At 63.7% G+C, this 15,754-nt stretch carries 18 protein-coding genes and 2 pseudogenes; 11 read left to right on the forward strand and 9 right to left on the reverse strand.

The window, feature by feature from the left end; genetic code table 11:
- Nucleotides 1-242 precede the first annotated feature (242 nt).
- Nucleotides 243-605: a response regulator gene (locus F3J19_RS08575; protein WP_167039765.1), complete on the forward strand. Its 363-nt coding sequence runs from the start codon at nt 243-245 to the stop codon at nt 603-605.
- Nucleotides 606-647: 42 nt separating this feature from the next.
- Here F3J19_RS08575 and F3J19_RS32575 read toward each other — a convergent pair.
- Nucleotides 648-1,050: pseudogene (locus F3J19_RS32575) on the reverse strand (LysR substrate-binding domain-containing protein); the annotation flags it as partial.
- 133 nt (nt 1,051-1,183) lie between these two features.
- Here F3J19_RS32575 and F3J19_RS08585 point away from each other — a divergent pair.
- Together F3J19_RS08585 and F3J19_RS08590 are read left to right on the forward strand one after the other, a co-directional pair.
- Nucleotides 1,184-1,399: a hypothetical protein gene (locus tag F3J19_RS08585; protein WP_167039767.1), complete on the forward strand. Its 216-nt coding sequence runs from the start codon at nt 1,184-1,186 to the stop codon at nt 1,397-1,399.
- On the forward strand, nt 1,399-2,370 hold the full coding sequence (locus F3J19_RS08590) for a LysR substrate-binding domain-containing protein (protein ID WP_167039936.1): 972 nt from the start codon (nt 1,399-1,401) through the stop codon (nt 2,368-2,370). The genes F3J19_RS08585 and F3J19_RS08590 overlap by 1 nt, the downstream gene beginning before the upstream one ends.
- Here F3J19_RS08590 and F3J19_RS08595 read toward each other — a convergent pair.
- From F3J19_RS08595 to F3J19_RS08610, 4 genes are all read right to left on the reverse strand, one after another.
- Nucleotides 2,361-2,936, reverse strand: coding sequence for a DUF4863 family protein (locus F3J19_RS08595; RefSeq protein ID WP_167039769.1), 576 nt, complete (start codon nt 2,934-2,936; stop codon nt 2,361-2,363). The genes F3J19_RS08590 and F3J19_RS08595 overlap by 10 nt on opposite strands.
- A 236-nt stretch (nt 2,937-3,172) precedes the next feature.
- The gene (locus tag F3J19_RS08600) at nt 3,173-3,850 is read right to left on the reverse strand and encodes a hypothetical protein (RefSeq protein ID WP_167039771.1); all 678 of its coding nucleotides are present in this window, start codon (nt 3,848-3,850) and stop codon (nt 3,173-3,175) included.
- 13 nt (nt 3,851-3,863) lie between these two features.
- Complete coding sequence (locus tag F3J19_RS08605; protein ID WP_240158826.1) at nt 3,864-4,481, reverse strand: hypothetical protein; 618 nt, start codon at nt 4,479-4,481, stop codon at nt 3,864-3,866.
- A 303-nt stretch (nt 4,482-4,784) separates the two neighbouring features.
- Nucleotides 4,785-5,342, reverse strand: coding sequence for a PAAR domain-containing protein (locus F3J19_RS08610; RefSeq protein WP_167039772.1), 558 nt, complete (start codon nt 5,340-5,342; stop codon nt 4,785-4,787).
- A gap of 472 nt (nt 5,343-5,814) precedes the next feature.
- On the opposite strand from F3J19_RS08610, the gene F3J19_RS08615 reads away from it, so the two are divergent.
- Entirely contained in the window at nt 5,815-6,657 is an 843-nt protein-coding gene (locus F3J19_RS08615) for an alpha/beta hydrolase family protein (protein WP_167039774.1), read from the forward strand.
- A gap of 43 nt (nt 6,658-6,700) precedes the next feature.
- Here the strand turns inward: F3J19_RS08615 and F3J19_RS08620 are convergent, their stop codons facing one another.
- Nucleotides 6,701-7,990, reverse strand: a complete 1,290-nt coding sequence (locus F3J19_RS08620) for an aspartate carbamoyltransferase (RefSeq protein ID WP_167039776.1) — start codon at nt 7,988-7,990, stop codon at nt 6,701-6,703.
- A gap of 496 nt (nt 7,991-8,486) precedes the next feature.
- Here F3J19_RS08620 and F3J19_RS08625 point away from each other — a divergent pair, with 496 nt between their 5' ends.
- From F3J19_RS08625 to dapA, 5 genes are all read left to right on the forward strand, one after another.
- The gene (locus F3J19_RS08625; protein WP_167039778.1) at nt 8,487-9,470 is read left to right on the forward strand and encodes a M23 family metallopeptidase; all 984 of its coding nucleotides are present in this window, start codon (nt 8,487-8,489) and stop codon (nt 9,468-9,470) included.
- A gap of 7 nt (nt 9,471-9,477) precedes the next feature.
- Entirely contained in the window at nt 9,478-9,870 is a 393-nt protein-coding gene (locus F3J19_RS08630) for a hypothetical protein (protein WP_167039780.1), read from the forward strand.
- Between the two features lie 114 nt (nt 9,871-9,984).
- Nucleotides 9,985-10,479 carry a polymer-forming cytoskeletal protein gene (locus tag F3J19_RS08635; RefSeq protein ID WP_167039782.1) on the forward strand — a complete coding sequence of 165 codons (495 nt, stop codon included), beginning with the start codon at nt 9,985-9,987 and terminating at the stop codon, nt 10,477-10,479.
- Between the two features lie 166 nt (nt 10,480-10,645).
- Nucleotides 10,646-10,915, forward strand: coding sequence for a hypothetical protein (locus F3J19_RS08640; RefSeq protein WP_167039784.1), 270 nt, complete (start codon nt 10,646-10,648; stop codon nt 10,913-10,915).
- 123 nt (nt 10,916-11,038) lie between these two features.
- Nucleotides 11,039-11,944: a 4-hydroxy-tetrahydrodipicolinate synthase gene (gene dapA, locus F3J19_RS08645; RefSeq protein WP_167039786.1), complete on the forward strand. Its 906-nt coding sequence runs from the start codon at nt 11,039-11,041 to the stop codon at nt 11,942-11,944.
- A gap of 135 nt (nt 11,945-12,079) precedes the next feature.
- Here the strand turns inward: dapA and F3J19_RS08650 are convergent, their stop codons facing one another.
- The 3 genes from F3J19_RS08650 to F3J19_RS08660 form a co-directional block, all read right to left on the reverse strand.
- Nucleotides 12,080-12,889 carry a hypothetical protein gene (locus F3J19_RS08650; RefSeq protein WP_205192665.1) on the reverse strand — a complete coding sequence of 270 codons (810 nt, stop codon included), beginning with the start codon at nt 12,887-12,889 and terminating at the stop codon, nt 12,080-12,082.
- A gap of 172 nt (nt 12,890-13,061) precedes the next feature.
- Nucleotides 13,062-13,511 (reverse strand): hypothetical protein, encoded by a 450-nt coding sequence (locus F3J19_RS08655; protein ID WP_167039788.1) that lies wholly within the window; start codon nt 13,509-13,511, stop codon nt 13,062-13,064.
- 228 nt (nt 13,512-13,739) lie between these two features.
- A complete protein-coding gene (locus F3J19_RS08660) occupies nt 13,740-14,198 on the reverse strand; it encodes a rhodanese-like domain-containing protein (protein ID WP_167039938.1) in 459 nt (152 codons plus the stop codon).
- Between the two features lie 151 nt (nt 14,199-14,349).
- Here F3J19_RS08660 and ftrA point away from each other — a divergent pair, with 151 nt between their 5' ends.
- Together ftrA and F3J19_RS08670 are read left to right on the forward strand one after the other, a co-directional pair.
- The gene (gene ftrA, locus F3J19_RS08665; protein WP_167039790.1) at nt 14,350-15,315 is read left to right on the forward strand and encodes a transcriptional regulator FtrA; all 966 of its coding nucleotides are present in this window, start codon (nt 14,350-14,352) and stop codon (nt 15,313-15,315) included.
- Nucleotides 15,316-15,529: 214 nt separating this feature from the next.
- Nucleotides 15,530-15,734, forward strand: a pseudogene (locus tag F3J19_RS08670) (DUF2252 domain-containing protein); the annotation flags it as partial.
- Nucleotides 15,735-15,754 lie beyond the last annotated feature (20 nt).

Genomic DNA, 15,754 nt, shown 5'->3' on the forward strand with positions numbered 1-15,754 from the left:
AGGAAATTTCTACAACATACGAACGTACGAACTCGCCCGATCGCATTACTCCCGTCGGCTCCGTGGGCCTTGGCGTCGTGCCATCGCGCCATCGCGTCGTTGTGCAGCGTATGCACGGGCGCCCGGTGTCCGGCTGGGCCCGGAGAGAGCCGAAGATGGCGCCCATTATCGCCGCAATTGCCGCATGTGGAACACCTCTTGCGCCATCTCGTCGGGCAATCGAAGCAACGAGTTCGCAGACGATGACGCGCTCAATCCTGCTGGTGGACGACGAGCCGGAAATTCTGGCCGCGTGGTGCCTGATGCTGGAACGCGAGGGGTATGAGGTGAGTTGTGCGAACAACGGCGCCGAAGCGCTCGCGTGCGCGCGTGCCCATGTTCCCGACCTGATTGTCACCGACTGGACGATGCCGGTCATGGACGGGGCCGAGCTGTGCCGCAGCCTCAAGGCGATGCCGCAACTCGCCGATGTGCCGATTCTGCTGCACACGGCCGTGCCGCCGTCCGAAGGCGAGGCGCGCAACTGGAGTTTTTACCTGCGCAAGCCGAGTGGCGTGGAATATTTTCTGACGATGATCGCGCGTCTGTGCAGGGGCGATCGCTGAGGCGGCATGTTGCTCATGTCCCGGCCGGCTCGGCATCAATCATCAGGATGCCTGTGCGTCGTCTTTGAGAAAGTCGACGAATGCGCGCAGCGGCGCGGGCACGTGGCGATGCCCTCGGGTAATACAGAAACGGCCCCGAAAAGCGCAGCCGCCACGGTTCGAGAGTTGGTTCGGGCGCGCCGCTGGCGATATGTGCGCGCAGCATCTCCTCGAACAGATGAATGATGCCAATACCCGCGAGAGCGCAACTGACCGCGAGGTCGATCGCCGCGCCCGGCTGTACGAGCAGTGGTCCGCCCGGATGCCATTGCAGCAGTTCGCTCTCGCGTTCGAGGTATGAGGTCGGCGTCGCGCCGCCGGAGAATTGCCCGCGCAGGCACGTGTGGGACAGCAGTTCGTGCCGAGGCTCGGGGCGCCCGTGCGCGTCGAGATAGACATCCGCCGCAATCTCGTCTGGACGTTACCGGGTGGGAGCATCGGGGATATGTCGAAACATGCCGATGGTGTTCCCATCGCTCGCTTTGCATGGAATCCTGGTAAGCTGACGCGCTTGCTTCAGTCGACCAGGAAAAGATGTCATGCCTATCGTCAATTACGTGCCACACGATGGCGAGCGCGGCGAACTCGACGTGCTCGCGCGCACGAGCGACGCGTTGATTTCTGCCGCAGATGGCGGCGCTGCCTGCGTGCCGTACAGGGCGCTGCTGGACGCAGCGTGCCGCATTGAATCCATGCCGAACGTCAACGATGCTAGGGCAGTGCCTACCGGCCGGCCAGCGCACGGAGCCGCATGATGTCTCTGGATAACATCGACCTGAACCTGCTGCGCGTCTTCGACGCGGTATTCGAGGAGCGCAGTCTCGCGCTTGCGGGCAAGCGCCTGCACCTGAGCCAGTCAGCAGTGAGCCATGCACTGGCACGCCTGCGCCAGGTCCTCAACGACGATCTTTTCGTGCGTACCGGCAAGGGCATGCAGCCCACCGCGCGCGCGATGGACATGGCAGGCCCGTTGCGCGGTGCGCTTCAGCAGATCAAGCTGGCGCTGGGCGTCGCCGCATTCGAACCGGCCGACGCGCAGCGCAAGTTTGTCGTCGCGGCCAACGACTACATCACCTCGCTGTTGCTCGGGCGACTCAGCCAGCGTCTGAGCGCGCAAGCGCCGCTGACGGATCTCGTCGTCCGGCCGTCGACACGCCTCGATCTCGCCGGCCAGATCGATGTGGGCCGCATCGATATCGCGGTCGGCATCTTCGCGGAGATTCCGTCGCGCTTGCGCTGGATGACGATCTGGGAGCAGACCGATGTTTTGCTGATGCATCGCGATCATCCGCTCGCCGGGCGGCCGCTTACGCTCGATGATCTGCTCGAATACCCGCTCGCGACCATCTCGCTCGGCGGGGAAGAAGAGGGCGCGGTAAGCGGCTTTATTCTCGAACGCGGTCTTGCCAGGCAGTCCGAGATGTTCAACCGCGATGCACTCGATCGTGCCTACGCGGCGCGCGGCGAGTCGCCGCGCGTGCGCGTGGCGGTCGCGCACGCGCTGGCCATGCCGGCACTCCTGCGTTCCAGCAACATGCTCGCGCTTGTTCCATCGCCACTCGGGCGCGAGATGGAGAGCCAGGGCGAATTGACGACGCACGCGACGCCCTACGCGTGCCCGAGCGAAGAGGTACGAGTCGTTTGGCACGAGCGCAATGACAACGACGCAGCACTACAGTGGCTCAGGCGGCAGATCGAGGACGTGGTCAGCGAGGTTCAGACGTGAAGCGCGTCTGACGTTCGAGCTTGCGGCGGCTTTGCATCGTAGGAAATCCGTCCCGAGGGCAGGAAGAACAGGGCGATGACGGCGCCGCCTCTCGCTTCCGGATAGTGGCTGCTGCCCGGGGCCGGGGCTGTCCAGCCGGCGTGGCACCAGCCGTTCGGGCCCATCAGCGCGGCGCCTTCGTCGAGCGGCACGACCATGTTGAACTCGCCATACGGATGCGCGTGGTAGTCGCCGCGAAAGCTGCCTTCGGGATTGTTCTGGGTGTTGTCCGAGCTGTCTATCAGAACCGCGGTGATGCTGAAATAGAACGTCTCGGCGGAGGGCGTGACGAGCCGGGCACGGCGATAGCGTGGGCCGCCGACTTCGACGTCGGCCGCCCAGCCTTCCTTCACGCCGAGCCGGATCAGACGCGACAGATCCTGGTACAACTCGCTATCCACGCCATAGCGGGTATTCAGCCATTGTTCGACTTCCGTGCTCGTCGTGATGTCTTTGACCTCTTCCAGAAAGGGGATGCAACGGGCGATAAGTTCATCCTTGCCACTGAATTGTTGGGGGTGGGACATGCTGGTTTCTCCTTGAATTGATCGTCATGAGCATTCGACATGTGGAGCGCGGCGCGCTCACCTCTTCCCTGGGGGAAGTGCGAAGCTCGATACGTTGCAGCGCGATATGACGATGCCACAGGCGTGTGCGCCGAAGAAGGGAAACTCTTGCAAGATGACTATGCATGGCGTGCATGATGGGGCGGGTTCGGTTGAATGCGGGAAGCGGGATGTGCCTGACGTTCTTGCCGAGCCATTCATGGTGAGTCGCGTGTTCTTGGATCGCGGAATCTGAGTCCGCTTATCCAATCCCGCCATTCACTCTCGGACATGTAGCTAATGGTTTCCTGTCGCTTCCTTGCAAGAAACTCAGACTGTTCGTGGAGACTGAGCGCTTCCCAGTACCGGTCCCAGACGTGGTGATACCAGTATTCGGCGTTACCCTGCAAGGAGCCTGCAATCGGGCCAAGCTCATAGAATGCGATCCATGGGCAAGGGGGATTGAATCGTGCGTCAGCGAGTTGCCGGATCAAGGCAATGTCGTTGGTCAGGAGCCGCATATTGAATCCCGCAAGTTCCTGGTCGTGCTTGAGGAAAGTATGCAGATGGTCGTTGTTATAGTGTTGCCACTCTGTTTCCTCGCGACCGTTGCGAATAGTCATGACGTAACGCGGCATTTGGGCAACCTCGATAGTCTGACTCACGAGAAAGGCATTGACGCCGATATCGCGAAGAGGGCGAATCTCGATGTAAGCGGGGAAGTCGTCGAGAATCGTGACTATGCCGGACGATGGAAATATCTCCTTCAGTTTGTCGATATCGGCTCCGAAGACGTGCTCGATGACTTCCGTCAGCCGGTTTTGCGACTGCGAAGCAAAGCGCCGCTCTTGCCGCTTGCGACCGATATCGTCGATTATTCGTTGCAATGAGAACACGCTGATTTCCCTGTTAATGCGTCGGCATCTTCGTGGTGGCGAAGCTTCCGCCGAGATAGCCTATCGTTCCGAAAACTATTCCGCCAATCAGACCCGTAATCACGGTTCCCGGTCCTGTCTCGACACCAATCATGGTCCCGGCAATTGCACCGATCCTGGCACCAGCTATCGCGCCACCCCAGCCGCCCATCTGTCGCACAACTTCCTTTTCGATGGGGCGAACCGACGTTGTCTTAAACGATTGCCCGATTGCCACCGAAAGATCATCAGCGGTGAATGCAATGCAAAATACCTGTACCACGCGCACGTATTTCACGAGGCCCCGCGTCCCACCCAATCCCTCCGGTGTGAACACGCCTGATGGCGGCACGCTGGGATGGGGTTGTATCAGGATTTCCCTATCCAGGGCTTCCGAATAGCCGCGTATCGTCTCTATTCGTTTCTTCAAATGTGGATTCTGTTGGGCGTATTCGTCCAGTGCGGCACGAATTTGTTGACCGGTAACAAGTCGCGCGCCGGAGCGCTTCGCCTTTGCGATGTCGATATAGACTGTTTTCCCATCAAAACGGGTTGCACCACCCGGAAAGTCTGAGCTTGTAGAGGAAAAGCTTGTGACTCTTTCTTCACCCATTACATGCTTTGCGATCGTTGCACCCGAGCCAGGTCCTTTCCCCATAGCCCATATTTTTCCGGGTACACCTCCCGCAAATTTCCCAACTCACCAAGTTTCAACTCTTGCAGATAGGGGTTGTCAACGTCAGCGTAGCATTGGCGAACGAGAAAACCATCCTGTCCAGGTTCGTCAACGACGACAAAGATGAATACCTTTGCGGGCATAGGATGCCCAAGCACATCGTATTGAGAGTTTGCTCTCCGATTGGTGTTGGTTTGATAAACGTAATTTCCCATTATCTTCAGTGCTCCGGCACTTTAGTCATGAAGCGATTGTCCAGCGCTCCAGCGCACGAATCCCGACTGCAATATCGAGTCGCGATATGTTGTTGGTATAGATGCGTGGACAGTAGCCAAGAGAATCCGTTACACCCTGGTAGACTGCGCCGCTCGCCGTTCGTATGTGATACGGCGTCGCGACGAGTGCTCGACCGTTAGCGTCGATGATGCGTACTCGCTCGTCAAAATCGCCGGTTGGATCGGTTGGCAGTGCCTGACCGCGAGCGTCATATTCCACTGCCTCCAGTCCATGAGCTTGGAAACCGTACAACGAGTGGCTTTGCGATGCATGAAGGATGGGGGGCGGGCAGCATTTGCACAGGCAAATGTCCCCGTCTAGTGCTTCCTGTTTGCCGTATCTGACTGCGCGGTGGCGCGGCCCCGTTGGTTCAATATGACCAACAGACTGGCAACCGTTACACCAGACCTGGGCGCCAAGATAGGTTATCGGCACACCATGATCGGTGCAGTTTTCAATTCCCTCCGTAACGATGCCGCCATTGGTCGATTTGTCTCCTTTCCTGAGTACGTAGCGCTTCACTTTGCCTCACTATGGGTAACGTCAACAGCCGTGAATATCGATATCCGGCTGCGCAAGTTTGATTCCCAGGCAGCTTGAGAAGTCCGCTACCTCATCATGGAAAAACGATCGGGTCAACACGGAAAAATCGAGATAGAACGATTTTCACAAAGACTGACAAAAACGCTGTCTATCTCGATTTCAAATGCCTATTTATGAGGGGCGTGTCTGTCGTCTTGCCGTGTTTCCATTTAATGGGACGATTTTGATGCGCAGCGTCACCGCCCGTCCACAAAGCCCGAAATACGCCGAACACCGAAGATCTCTGGCACGACCTGTCCCACAACGCCCCGCCCCTGACGGACCGTATGTTTCGCTGAAATACGGTTGTAAGTCGCTCTTGCTAAAGTCGTCGGGAGACATTGGCCGACGCATGCGCAATGACTTTATTCGCATGCCTGACGAATGAAAGCGAAGCGGAGAGCGACCCACCATGAATCCAGTTCGTGCGTTCTGGCTCATTCTGATGCTGATCGCGTCGCCGGTATGGGCATTTCAGACACGCGTCGTCGCGATTCCGAGCGTGGCGATGCATCGTTCGTTCGATGCGACGGTCGTGCTGCCCGATCAGTACGCGCGCGGCAATGCGGACAAGCGCTTTCCGGTCGTCTACGTGCTGCACGGTTCGGGCGGCGACAATACCGACTGGACCGCGAATTCGCATATCGGCAAACTGGCCGACCGCTATCACGTGATTCTCGTGATGCCCGACGGCGGGCACGAGAGCTGGTACATCGATAGTCCCGTCGATCCTCGCAGCCGTTACGAGACCTATGTCGGCACCGAAGTGGTGAGCTATATCGACGGACATTTCCGCACGATCGCGGCGAAGCAGGCGCGCGCGATCACGGGCCTGAGCATGGGCGGATTCGGCGCGCTGCGCATCGCGCTCGACCGGCCCGGCGAATTCGGTGCGGCGGGCAGCATCAGCGGCGCGGTGGACCCGCGCGGCTGCGAAGACGAACCCGGCATCGACCAGGTTTTCGGCGATCCGTCGCAAGATGCCGACTTCTGGAACAGCGAAGCGATCGTCGCGAGCGCGCAGGATTTCGGCCGCGAGCATATCGCGCTGACGATCGACTGCGGCGTCAACGATTCGCTGGTGCAATCGAACCGGCTGCTGCACGAGCGGCTCGTCGAACTCGGCGTGCCGCACGATTACGCCGAGCGGCCAGGCGGACATACCTGGCAGTACTGGTCGAACGCGGTGCAGTATCAGGTGCTGTTCTTTGCCGGCATGTTCAGACACGCGGCGCAAGCGGGCGCAGCAGCCTGATTCGCCAATGATGCCGTAAGCAGAACCGGCAGCGGGCTCGCTCTCAGTCGATGCCGTGAAACACCGCGTCATCCGGGCCGAGATACACGGGCGGGCGCCATGCGGCATCGCGCATCGAATGCTGAACCTGCTTTTCGACGCCGAGCAGCACCGCGAAAATCGCCATCCGCACCGGAATGCCGTTGTCGGTTTGCCGGAAAATCGCGAGCCGCGAGTCGTGGTTGAGGTCGACGCTCAGATCGTTCGCGCCGGGCCGGCTGTCGCGCGGTAGCGGATGCATGATGAGCGTGTCGGCGCCGCAGATGCTGTCGACGAGCGCCTGGTTGATCTGGAAGTCGGGCGTGTAGCCTTCGAACGATTCGTCGGTGAAGCGTTCCTTCTGGATGCGCGTCGCGTACACGACGTCGGCGCCGGCGAGGCCGTTGCGCAGGTCGTGCGTCTGCTCGATCACATGGCCGTTGCGCGAAATCTGCTCGATGATGTAGCCCGGCATTTCGAGCATCGGCGGCGAGATCAGCGTGAACTTGATGCCACGGTACAGCGCGAGCAGTTTCACGAGCGAGTGCACGGTGCGGCCGTATTTGAGGTCGCCGACCAGCGCGATATGCGCGCCGTCGACGATCTTGCCCAGGCGCGAAAACTCGCGCTGGATCGTGTAGAGGTCGAGCAGGGCCTGGCTCGGATGCTCGCCGGGGCCGTCGCCGCCGTTGATGACCGGCACGTTGGTCGCGCGCGCGAATTCGGCCACCGAGCCTTGCTCCGGATGGCGGATCACGAGCGCGTCGACGTAGCCGCTCATCACGCGGCTCGTGTCGTAGATCGATTCGCCCTTCGCCATCGACGAAAACGTGAAGCCCGTGGTGTCGCAGACCGAGCCGCCGAGCCGGCAGAACGCCGCGCCGAAACTCACGCGCGTACGCGTGCTGGCTTCGAAGAACAGATTGCCGAGCACCGCGCCTTCGAGCACGCGCGAGATTTTGCGGCGTCGCGCGATGGGCTGCATGATGTCGGCGACGCGAAAGAGCGCCTCGACCGAGTCGCGCGAGAACTGATCGACCGACAGCAACTGCGGCCTGCCCTCGAACAGCATCTGGCTCGCCAGCGATTGCGAGTCTACGCTTTGCGTATATTTTTCACCGGGCTCCGCGTTGACGATTTCCGACACGAAGCGTTCGACGATTTCCGGCATCGCACGCGATTCCTGCGAGTCGTCCGGCAGCAGCCACGTATCGAGCGCCCGCCGTGATACGCCGATACGGCTCGCGAACGTATCGCGCGTCATGTTCAGGCGACGCATCGCATCGCGTAGGAAGGCTTGTTGCGGAACGCTCATGAGGGCACCTGTCGGAAAAAGGAATCGGCGGGAAGGGTGAGGTAAAAATATACGCGTTGCGTATATTAATTTCTGGGCGCCAGAAGTCAAGCGTTTTCTCGCGGGGCGGGCCGCCGCCCGAACGGCGCCGCCGATTACCGCGCGGTCTTGCACCTTGCACGCGCAGCGGCGCATCGCCGGTCATGCCCGTGTGCCGACCGACGCGAACGCGCATCGGCTCGTACCGCGCGACATGGCGCAGCGCGCAACACACGCTTCGAACGCCACGCGTTGCTCCATTCGCTGCGCATCGCGCATGCCTCTCCAGGCCCCGTCCTGTATTTGAGATAGAGCCTGGCAATCCCAGGTGATAATCGCCAGCTTCGTCTTTTATCGCCTCCGTTTTTATTCGGCCGATACCGTATGAATCCAATGCCGCTGGGCTGTTTCCGCGCATGCGAGGTCTCGCGCATGCGCCGCTTCGCGCGCGAGGCCGCACGCGCGCCGGGCGTCGCTAATGGCCGCCCCGTTCCGGCTGGGCAGCGGACTGGCAAGCGGCTCGCTGCGATTCGTCACGCGTCGTACCGCGTTATCGCTCGCGTTGGGCGCGGCGTGCGGCACCGCCGTCGTGGCCGTTGGCGCGGGTATCGCGATCGGCATGCACTGGCCGGTTCATGAGGCCGCTGTCGTCCCGCAGGAAAATCACGTCGAACGCGACTACCGGATCGCGCAACTCGGCGAACTGAACGCGTCGGTCGCGCAGATCGAACCGCGGATTGCGCGGCTCACCGCCGAGGTCGATACGCTGCGCGACTTCGAAACGCGTTTGAGCACGCTGCAGCCGACCCGGCGCCCGGCCATGCCACGCTCCGCCGCGCCGGCCAGTGCCGCATCGGATGGCGAATCCGACATGTCCGCCACCGACGGCGAAGGCGGTCCCGCATTGCCGCCGCGCCGCTGCGATGAACTTGCCGGGCAGGCACGCGGCCGTGCCGATGCGCAGCGCACGCGCGAGCAACTGAGCTGCATCGACGCGACGCTGTCGCAACTGGAACGGCAGACGGCCCGGCATGCCGTCGTCTATGCCGCGTTTCCCGGCCGCATGCCGGTCGACGGAGCGCGCTTCGGCTCGCCGTTCGGCAATCGCAGCGACCCGTTCACGCATCGTTTGAGTTTCCATCCCGGCGTCGATCTGGTCGCCGGCACGGGGACGCCGATCCTCGCGGCCGCCGGCGGCCGCGTCATCTTCGCCGGCGAAAAATCGGGCTACGGCAACGCCATCGACATCGATCACGGCAACGGGTTCGTCACGCGTTACGGCCATGCCTCGCGGCTCGTCGTGCATGCGGGCGAACTGGTGCTGCCGCGACAGCATATCGGTGATGTCGGCTCGACCGGCCGCTCGACCGGTCCGCATCTGCATTTCGAAGTACGGGTCAATGGCGAGGTCGTCAATCCCGTCGCTTATCTCGCGCTGTTTGCGCCGCCGGCTCATGGTTAAGCGGCGCATGGGCGGTCACACCTCGCGCGTGACGATGAGTTTGAGCCGCCACGGCTATACGCTGCGTCCCACGCGGCCGCTGGCGTGGCGCATGGCCGTCTGGGCCGTGGTCTGCATGCTGAGCGCGTGTGCCGGCGCGTTCGCGCTGAAGGCGTGGCAGATGGGCCAGGCTCGCGGGCCGCACGAGCCGTGCGATCGATGCGCCGTGGCGAGCGCGGACGCCGGCAGCCGGCAGGCGGAAGTGCTTCGCCTGAGGCTCGCGCTGGCCGAAGAGTCGGCGGCGCGCGGCGCGGTGCAGAAGACGGCCGACAGCGCCGCCGCCGAGGTCGCGAGGCTCGGCGCCGAGCTGGCGTTTCTGCGCGAGCAGGGCACCGCCCGCGCGACGGCGCCGCGTCGCTGAGCGAAACAATGCACGGCTGCCGCAGAGGCGCGGCATGACCATGATGCCGTGCTGTAGTGGAGTCGAGTCGCCGTCGCCAAAGCCTGAGCGGCGGCTTTTTTCGGGGAAACCGTGATGTTCAGCAAGAAAAAAAACGCAGGTATCGAGCGCTCGAGGCTTGCCACGTTGATCGCAGAAGACGTGCGAATTACCGGCGATCTTCAGTTCAGCGAGGGGTTGCGCATGGACGGCCATATCAAAGGCAACGTCAGCGGCGCGGCCGGCAGTCAGACCTTGCTCGTCCTGAGCGATCGAGGCTCGATCGAGGGCAACGTGCACTGCTATGACGTGGTGGTCAATGGCCGGATCGTGGGCGATCTGACGGCCGATCACTTCGTCGAACTGCAGGGTAATGCGCATGTGACCGGCAATATCTATTACCAGCAGTTGCAGATGGATTGCGGCGCTTCGGTCGAAGGCAAGCTCAAGAAATGCGAGCCGGCTCAGCCGCTGCTGGCACGTCCGGCCGCAGGCAGCGAACCGGTGCGGGTCATGCTGCGCGAGAGCGAACCTCGCGAAGTTCGCCCCGCCGAACTCAAACCGTCTCCGTCGAAGGCTGAGCGGGGGTGATGCCGGGCCTGGTGTCCGCACGCCTCGCCGGGCGTCTCCTTCGGCTGACGCAGCACGCGCACGGCGCGGTGTGCCGACGCACTGACGCACCGATGCACCGATGCACCGATGCACCGATGCACTGACGCACCGATGCACTGACGCACCGCGCCCGAGCGTGGCGAGCATGTCACGCTCGACGCTCGGCCGCCTGAACGGGAGCACGATCCAGCCGCTCGCGAGCAGCAGGTCACCGGCGAAGACGAACCCGCATGCCATGCCGGATTGCACCTGCTGTGGCGCTATCGCGGTTACACTGCGGTTCATGCACTCCGGCTCCACGTTCCGACTCCGTCCGTCGACCTCCGTCCGCACCGCTTTCGCGAGCGTGGCGTTCGCACGCATGGACGCTTCGCTCAACGTGCACGCCAAAGCCAAAAAACAGCCGCTCATCTGACCGGAGCACGCTGTTCCGTCGTCAGATGTGCGACGGAACGACCGGTTGACCGCCCCCCGGCTTTCTCCTTTCTTCCTCGCACCGCTGACCGGATTCGATACGGTCGTCATCGAGGTAGAAAACATGTCTGATTTCTCGGGTATCTGGATTCCGCTGATTACGCCGTTCGCCGACGGCGCGGTCGATCACGCCGCCTTGCGCGCGCTCGTGCGCCGCTATGCCGACGCCGGCGTGGCCGGTCTCGTCGCGCTCGGCACGACCGGCGAGCCGGCCACGCTCGACGCCGCCGAACAGGATGCCGTGCTCGCGACGATTCTCGACGCGGTGCAGGTTGCCGCTGACGCGACCCCGCAGCGGCACGCGTTGCCGGTACTGGTCGGCGTGTCGGGTAATGGCACGGCGAGCATGCGCGAGCGCATCGAACAGTTGAATCCGCTGCCGATCGCGGGTGTGCTGATTGCCGCGCCGTATTACACGCGGCCTGCGCAAACCGGTATCGTCGGCCATTTCAGCGCGCTGGCCGACGCGAGTGCGCAACCCGTCGTGCTGTACGACATTCCGCAGCGCACCGGTGTGCGGCTCGAACTCGACACGCTGCTCACGCTGGCCGCACATCCGCGGATTCGGGCGATCAAGGATTGCGCGGGCTCGCTCGACACAACGCTTGCGTTGATTCGCGACGGTCGCTTGCAGGTGCTGGCCGGCAACGACCTCGAGATCTTCAGTACGCTGTGTCTTGGCGGCAGCGGGGCGATTGCGGCAGCCGCGCATGTGCGGCCCGAGCGTTTCGTCGCGCTGCATCGTGCGCTTGCCGATGGGCGGCTCGACGACGGGCGGCGGATTTTTCAGGCGCTCGTGCCGCAGATCGAGCTTGCGTTCGTCGAGCCGAATCCGTCGCCGGTCAAGGCGATGCTTGCGGCCGAAGGCTGGATCCGCAACGAGTTGCGCATGCCGATGACGCCTGCGAGCGACGCATTGGCGCGGCGGCTCGAAGCGCTCGTCGCGAGCGCAGAGGGCGAGCGGAAGTAAAGCGGCGGGGCGAGGTGGCGGCATGAGGTCGCGGCACGAAGCCGCGACGCGCGGCCGTGGCGTAAAGCGGTGATCCGAAGCCGCGAAACACGGGCTGGCCGGCCTACACCCGGCACACACCCGGCCCGTGCTTTCTCAAATCGTGCCGGCCGCCGTCGGCGCATATCCGACATCGTCGTGATGCACGCGGGCCGCCCCGAGCGTCTCCTTCGACTGACGCAGCGCGCGCATGGCGCGGCGTGCCGCGCGGTGCGCCGACGCGCTGCGATCGAGCGTGGCAAGCATGTTGCGCTCGACGCTCAGCAGCTTGAACGCGAGCACGATCAGGCCGCTCGCGAGCAGCAGGTCGCCGGCGAAGACGAAGGCGTACAGCGCCGACGTCGTGCGTGGATTGGCGAGCACGAGCGACAGGTTGGTGCGGTTCAGCAGCGCGAGCACGAGCGGCAGGATTGTATTGAGCGACGCGAGCATGGCGCCGGTCGCCGCGATAGAGCGTGCCGGGCTGAGATGCGTGCGGCGCGGCCGGCATATGTCGTAAAGCGTGCCGAGGCGGCACGGCAGGAAGAACAGCGCGAGCAGCGCCGCGCGGAAGAGAATCGGCAGCGGATACGCGAGCGCGCCGCCATAGAGCGCGCAGAACAGCAGCGACAGCGCGAGCCCGGTGCGCCATGGCGCGCGAATGCCGAGCAGCTTGCGCAGGCCGCACCAGATCAGGATCCGGCATTGCAGCGCGAACGTTGCGCCGAGTACGAGAAACACACCGTGCCGCCACGTCAGATGCAACGCGAAGCAGGCCGACGACGCGCCGTTCAGATAGAACCCGATGGCCCAGAAACGGAATGCGACGACCTGCGGGAACATGCGCGACAGCGCCGTGGTGATGAGCGCACAGCAGAGGAACGTGATCAGCCACAACGAGGTATACGTCGCTACGTCGAAAGTCATGAAATCTCCAACACCTTGCCTGTTTTGTTTTGTGCGTTGCCGTCGTAGCGGCTGGGCGTCTGCCCAATCGTCATGAACGCTGACGACAACATGCTTTTATGTCATCCCGAAGTCGTTTCGGGGAAATCATTCTGAAAAGTCATTGCGAAGCTCGTTTCAACGCGTGGCGTGCTCACGCGGCCATTGTTCTCCCCCTGAGCATGGCGCCGAAGTCGCCCGCGTTGACTGGCTGGCCGGGCAGGACGCCTGGCATTGCGTTGCATGTGTTGCTGGCGTTGCGCGTCGTCGAGGGCGGCTGGTCGGCCTGCGATTTCGTCTCGACGTCCGCGGCCCGTGTTGCTATTTCGAAAGGATGTGCGAGCGCGGCAGCGAAACGTTTGCGCGAAAGATCGAGTGGGTTGGGCTTGCCGGGCGCGCGCGCGATCCGCGGCGTGGCCGTCGAGGTGGCGCGCGCGAGCGGGCAGGCCGTCGCCGCGAGCGCGTCGGCGAGCCGCCACGCGTGCCGCAGCGGCATCGGCGCAAGCAGAAACATGCGGTCCGTCAGTTCGGGCGCGCCGGACGACGCCAGCGCCACGGCTACGAACGAAATAGCGACGAACCAGAAAAGGTGGGAACTCAGCATATGGGGTCCAACCGTCGGGAGAGGGGCGGTTTGACCTGTTATCGGCAGCTCGCGGCTTTTATTTAGACAAATCGAGATGCATTCTCGAGCCGGCCCGATTGGGCGCGGATGACGGCCGGGCCGGGCTTTGCGGCGTGTTTCAGCGGTGGATCACGGGGGCGAGTCGCGGCGGCGAATCACGCTCGCAGATCGCGCTGGCGGACCATGGCAGCAAGCCCCGGCGGCGCGTCATGGCAGGGCTGCCTCGGGACGGCTCAGCGCGAAGCCTTCGTCGAGCCAGCCGGTGACGCCGCCGGCCATCAGCTTGACGGGGCGCGCGAGTTGCGCGAGCCGCAGGGCACCGCGCGCCGCGCCGTTGCAGTGCGGGCCCGCGCAATAGGTGACGAAGAGCGTGTCGGCGGGATAGCCGGCCAGCTTCGACGCGACGATCTTGCCATGCGGCAGATTGAGCGCGCCCGGCACGTGGCCCTGGGCGAACAGCGCGGGACTGCGCACGTCGAGCAGCACGAAGCCGGGCGTGCCGCTCGCGAGCGCGGCGTGGACGTCGGAACAATCGGTTTCGAATTGCAGCGACGCCTGGAAGTGGGCGAGCGCGGCGGTGCTGTCGGCGGCGGGGATCGCGGTGACGGCGTTGGCGCGGTTGGTGACGTTGGGGCCGTCGCTGTCGGCGGCGCGGCTGGAAGGCATGGAAGTGTCGGACATGGCTAGGCGCGATGGCAGGGTTGAGCGGATGGCCTGTCGGCGGGCGGGGCTGCGGTGCGATCAGGCGGTTTGATTGTGCCGCTCGGCCCGTACGCGGATAAGTGGCGTAATCGTCAATCTTCGGTAACATCGCGCCATGCAAAACCATCTCGTTGTCGCGCTGGCCTACGATCGGCTCTGCACCTTCGAATTCGGCTGCGTGACCGAACTGTTCGCGCTCGAACGTCCCGAACTCGGCGTGCCCTGGTATCGCTTCGCGGTTTGCGCGGCCGAGCCGGGGCCGATCCGCGCGGCGGGCGGCATTACGATCGGCGCGCCGCATACGCTGACGCTGCTCGCACAAGCCGACACGATTGTGATTCCGGGCTGGCGCGACGCGGACGAAGCACCGCCCGCCGCGCTGCTGAGCGCAATCCGCGCCGCCTACGAGCGTGGCGCGCGACTCTGCTCGATCTGCTCGGGTGTGTTCGTGCTCGCGGCAGCGGGCGTGCTCGACGGCAAGACTGTCACGACGCACTGGCGCTATGCGGAGACACTGCAGCAGCGCTATCCGCATCTGCGCGTGCGACCCGACGCGCTCTATGTCGACGAAGGGCGGATCATCACGTCGGCGGGATCGGCGGCCGGGCTCGACATGCTGCTGCACCTCGTGCGGCGCGACCACGGCAGCGCGATCGCGAACCGCGTCGCGCAACGGCTCGTGGTGCCGCCGCATCGCGAGGGCGGGCAGGCGCAGTTCGTGCCGCGACCGGTGCCGCACGACGAAAGCGGGCGTCTCGCGAAGCTGATGGACTGGGTGCGCCGCCATCCCACCGAGCCGCACACGCTGCGCTCGCTCGCCGAGCGTGCCGCGATGAGCACGCGCACGCTGCAACGGCAATTTCGCGACGCGACCGGCATGGCGCCGTACGACTGGCTCGTGCGCGAGCGCGTCGCGATTGCGCGCGAACTGCTCGAGGCGCCGTCGCCGTTGCCGATGGCGCGCGTCGCGGAGCTGGCGGGGTTCGGCTCGGAAGAATCGCTGCGGCGGCATTTCCGGCGCATTGCGCTGACGAGCCCGGGGGCGTACCGGCGCAAGTTTGGGGCGCGGGACGCAGGTTGAGTGCCGGGTGGCGGCGGATTGCGCGATCCGGGTGGTGTCAGGATTGCGCAATGCCGGTTTAGGGGCTGTGAGGTTCGGGTGGACTTTCAGGTCGATCCTTAGGTGGCCCCTCAGGTGGACCTGAGGGCAGCGCTTTCTGAAAAGCGCATCAAACCAGCGCGGTCTGCACATCCAAGCTTCGATGCAGGGCCTTCGAATACGGGCAGGTCTGATGGCAGTGATCGACAGCATGGCCGAATTGAGCGCGTGGGCGCATCTGCGCAGCGGCGGCGGGCAGAAGTCGGTGATCGCCGATGACCTGATCGCATTCGGCAACCGGCACGACTGGCAGTTGCCGCTGATCGATCTCGCGCAATGCGAGGCGCAGGTGGCGCCAGCTGGAAAGCGTATTGCGCGAGGCTTATGATCGCGGTGCGATAGCCTCGCAGCCGCGCGAGAT

The organism is Burkholderia sp. Ax-1724, from assembly GCF_011752995.1.
In the GTDB taxonomy this organism is placed as follows: Bacteria; Pseudomonadota; Gammaproteobacteria; order Burkholderiales; family Burkholderiaceae; genus Paraburkholderia.